The 3,782-nt window shown below is 71.2% G+C and carries 4 protein-coding genes and 1 pseudogene; 4 read left to right on the forward strand and 1 reads right to left on the reverse strand.

Features of this window, described 5'->3' with window-relative positions; all coding sequences use genetic code 11:
- Window positions 1-161: 161 nt before the first annotated feature.
- The gene (locus tag ACWEV0_RS35755) at window positions 162-686 is read right to left on the reverse strand and encodes a TerD family protein (RefSeq protein WP_453153978.1); all 525 of its coding nucleotides are present in this window, start codon (window positions 684-686) and stop codon (window positions 162-164) included.
- A gap of 60 nt (window positions 687-746) precedes the next feature.
- On the opposite strand from ACWEV0_RS35755, the gene ACWEV0_RS35760 reads away from it, so the two are divergent.
- The 4 genes and pseudogenes from ACWEV0_RS35760 to ACWEV0_RS35775 form a co-directional block, all read left to right on the forward strand.
- Window positions 747-1,589: an arylamine N-acetyltransferase family protein gene (locus ACWEV0_RS35760; RefSeq protein ID WP_453153979.1), complete on the forward strand. Its 843-nt coding sequence runs from the start codon at window positions 747-749 to the stop codon at window positions 1,587-1,589.
- A gap of 32 nt (window positions 1,590-1,621) precedes the next feature.
- Window positions 1,622-2,227 carry a YdbC family protein gene (locus ACWEV0_RS35765; protein ID WP_453153980.1) on the forward strand — a complete coding sequence of 202 codons (606 nt, stop codon included), beginning with the start codon at window positions 1,622-1,624 and terminating at the stop codon, window positions 2,225-2,227.
- Between the two features lie 289 nt (window positions 2,228-2,516).
- Window positions 2,517-3,176 (forward strand): histidine phosphatase family protein, encoded by a 660-nt coding sequence (locus ACWEV0_RS35770; RefSeq protein ID WP_453153981.1) that lies wholly within the window; start codon window positions 2,517-2,519, stop codon window positions 3,174-3,176.
- 12 nt (window positions 3,177-3,188) lie between these two features.
- Window positions 3,189-3,740: pseudogene (locus tag ACWEV0_RS35775) on the forward strand (ADP-ribosylglycohydrolase family protein); the annotation flags it as partial.
- Between the last annotated feature and the right edge of the window lie 42 nt (window positions 3,741-3,782).

A 3,782-nucleotide genomic window follows, 5' to 3' on the forward strand; every position in this document is an offset into this window, starting at 1 on the left:
AAAAACACGCAAAACTTTATGATATTATTGGTGATGGTTTTTAATCGGTGTGCTATTCCTACTTTATTGATCCGCGGGGCCGGGCCGGGGGGCGGCCCCCCTTCTCGCTGTGTCTCGTCGCGTCTGGCTGTCGCGCCGTCTCCGTTTCGGTCCGCGCCTTTTTACGCGGCGCCCATCGTGACGCCGAAGGAGCGCGGATCCGTGTCGAAACCGCGGGGGAGCGGCCGCCAGCTCCAGTCGCCCGCGCCGTCGCGGACGAACTCCACGACGGTCGCCGCCGTCGCCTGCGCCACCGAGGCGAAGTCGTCGACCAGCAGGTCGGTGTAGCCCTCGCGGACCCGGACGCCGGTCCCGCCGACCTGGCCGAAGACGACCCGCCCGCCGCCCTGCTGTATCGCCACGCCCACCACCACGCGGCCGTACCGGGGCGCGAGCCGCGTGAGCTCCAGGGTCATCGCCTCGTCATAGCCGAGGCCCTGGCCCGTACGGCTGTCGCGCTGGAGGGTGATGGTGCCGTCGGGCGAGCGGTTGTCGAAGTGCACGAGATAGTCCGGTGGACCGTACGGGCCGTCCGCCGGATAGACGCCCGCGACCAGGTCCAGGTCGTGCGCGGGGCTGCCTGCCGGGCTGGGGTCCCACTTGAGCGACACCTCGACCTTGCCGACCCCCTTGTTGAGTCCGCTCATCGCGAACCCCCTCTCTGTGGACGGTTCCTGACGGGGTGTTCATGGTGTCATGTGATCAACATGTCATCTGTCGAGGGGGGCCGTCGCATGTGGGGCGCGGAAGAGCTGGATCTGGACGCATATCTGGCGCGGATCGGACACTCGGGGGTGGTCGCGCCCGATCTCGCGACCCTGCGCGCCGTGCACCGGGCGCATGTGGCGGCCATCCCGTTCGAGAACCTGGACGTGGCGCTCGGCCGCCGGATCTCCCTGGATCCCAAGAGCCTCCAGGCCAAGCTCGTCGCCAGGCGGCGCGGCGGCTACTGCTACGAGCAGAACAGCCTGCTCGCCGCCGCCCTGGAGCGGATCGGCTTCCAGGTCACGGGGCGCGGCGCCCGGGTCCGCAGAGGGGACGAGATCAGGCCGATCACCCACGCCGTGCTCGTCGTCACGGTGGAGGGCCGGCCGTGGCTGGCCGACGTGGGGTTCGGCTACCAGGGACTCCTCGAACCGGTGCCGCTGGCCGACGGCGTGCGGGTCGAGCAGGAGGGCTGGACCTTCGGCATCGGCGTGGACACGGACGGCGTCCACGCGCTGCGCTCGCTTCGCCCGGAGGGGTGGACCCAGCTCTACGCCTTCGCCCCGCAGACCCTGTATCCCGTGGACTTCGAGCTGATGAACCACTACAGCTCCAGCCATCCCCGCTCACGGTTCGTCGGCCAGGTCGTGGCCCAGCAGCCCGGCCCCGGCGTGGGCAGCTCGCTGCTGCGCGAGACCCTGACCGTCGTGCGGGCGGACGGTTCGAGCGAGGAACGGAAGGTGGGGCGCGAGGAGTTGGTCCCGACCCTCGCCGACGTCTTCGGAATCGAACTGGACGACGAGGAGGCCGCCGGACTGCTCCGGGTGCACCCGACCGAGGTCTGACGGCGCGTCGCTCCGCCCCGTACCATGGCGCGGTGCTGGTCAAGTGGATTCGCTGCACCGTGGTGGACCGTCGAGGGTTCGAGCGGGGGCAGCGGAAGTGGGCGGGGCTGCTCGGTGAGCCGGGGTTCCGGGGGCAGGGCGGTGGGTGGAGCCGGCGGCGGCCGGACGTCGCCCACGTCTTCGCGTTCTGGGAGAGCCGGGCGTTCTACGACTCCTTCATGGCGCGCTCGCACGACCGGCTCGCCGCCGCGCAGGTCGGCACCTACCGCAATCCGCAGGTCAAGCTGTTCGACCACCGCTTCGACGTGAAGACCGGCTTCGAGCCCCGGTTCGCCGACGCCGACGTGGCCCGGGTCGCCCACTGCCGGGTGCACGAGGAGCGGGCGGAGCACTTCGCCCTGATGCAGGAGAAGGTCTGGAACCCGGCGATGGCCGGGTCTCCGGGCATGCTGCGGGGGCTCTTCGGCGAGGCGCCGGGGCACGAGTTCATCGTCCTGTCGATGTGGAACTCGGCCGCCGAGCACGGGAAGTACCGGGTCGAACGGATCGAACGGCTGGCCCTGCGGGCGCAGACGATGGCCGACGTGGCGGCGATGACGGGCGACGTGGTGCAGCTCGAACCGACGTGGACGGTGTGAGGGGTACGGGTCCGGGGCGGCCGGGACCGGTGCGCGGACCCGCGTACGGGTTCCGGGGCGGGCCGGGAGCCCGGTGCGCCGGCCCGCGTACGGGTTCCGGGGCGGGCCGGGAAGCGGTGCCGACCCGCGTATCGGCTCCGGGGCGGGCCGGGACTCGGTGCCGACCGCGTATCGGTTCCGGGGCGGGACGGGCCCGGTGCCGACCCGCTGCTGCTCGGGTGCTGCTCGGCTGCTGCTCCGGTCGCTGCTCGACGAGACGGCCGGCGGGCGGCCGTCTAGGGTCGTGGGCATGGCACGACCGCGGCGCATCGTCCTCGTACGGCACGGAGAGTCCGAGGGCAATGTCGATGACACCGTGTACGAGCGGGAGCCCGACCACGCGCTCCGGCTGACCGGGACCGGGTGGCGGCAGGCGGAGGCGACGGGGGAGCGGCTGCGGGAGCTCTTCGGCGAGGAGCGGGTCAGTGTCTACGTCTCGCCCTACCGGCGCACTCACGAAACGCTGCGGGCCTTCCGGCTCGATCCGCGGCTCGTCCGGGTCCGGGAGGAGCCCCGGCTGCGAGAGCAGGACTGGGGAAACTGGCAGGAGCGGGAGGACGTACGGCTCCAGAAGGCGTACCGGGACGCCTACGGGCACTTCTTCTACCGCTTCGCCCAGGGCGAGTCGGGTGCCGACGTCTACGACCGGGTCGGAGCCTTCCTGGAGAGCCTCTACCGCAGCTTCGAGGCTCCCGACCACCCGCCGAACGTCCTGCTCGTCACCCACGGACTGACCATGCGCCTGTTCTGCATGCGCTGGTTCCACTGGACGGTCGCCGAGTTCGAGTCGCTCTCCAACCCGGACAACGCGGAGACGCGGATGCTCGTGCTCGGCGAGGACGGGAAGTACCGCCTCGACCGGCCCTTCGCGCGCTGGCGTACCCCGGAACCGTACGGCCCCACCGGATAGAGTGGGAGGGCGATGACCGCTGACCTCTCTCTCGACCGGCGCTTCGACCGCGCCCTGGCCAGCCTGCGCGGGCTGTCCGTGGGAGACGCCCTGGGCTCCCAGTACTTCGTTCCCGGCAACTACCCCCTGCTGAAGCGGCACGAGCCGCCGACCGGTCCCTGGCAGTGGACCGACGACACGGAGATGGCCTGTTCCGTCCTCGCCGTGCTGGTCGCCCACGGCCGGATCGACCAGGACGCGCTCGCCCAGTCCTTCGCCCACCACCACGACTTCGACCGCGGCTACGGCCCCGCCGTCAACCGCATGCTCCGGCTGATCCGCGAGGGAGACGACTGGCGGCAGCTCGCCGCGGCGCTCTTCAACGGGCAGGGCTCGTGGGGCAACGGCGCCGCCATGCGGATCGCCCCGCTCGGCGCCTGGTACGCCGACGACCCGGAACAGGCCACCCACCAGGCCGAGATCTCCGCGTACACCACCCACCAGCACCGCGAGGCCGTGGTCGGGGCGATGGCCGTCGCCGCCGCGGCGGCGCGCGCCGCGGACCCGGCCCCGCCGCCCACCCCCGCACTAACTAACACAACACGTCTTAACTCCACTCACTAATAT

This window comes from Streptomyces sp. NPDC003943 (genome assembly GCF_053605265.1).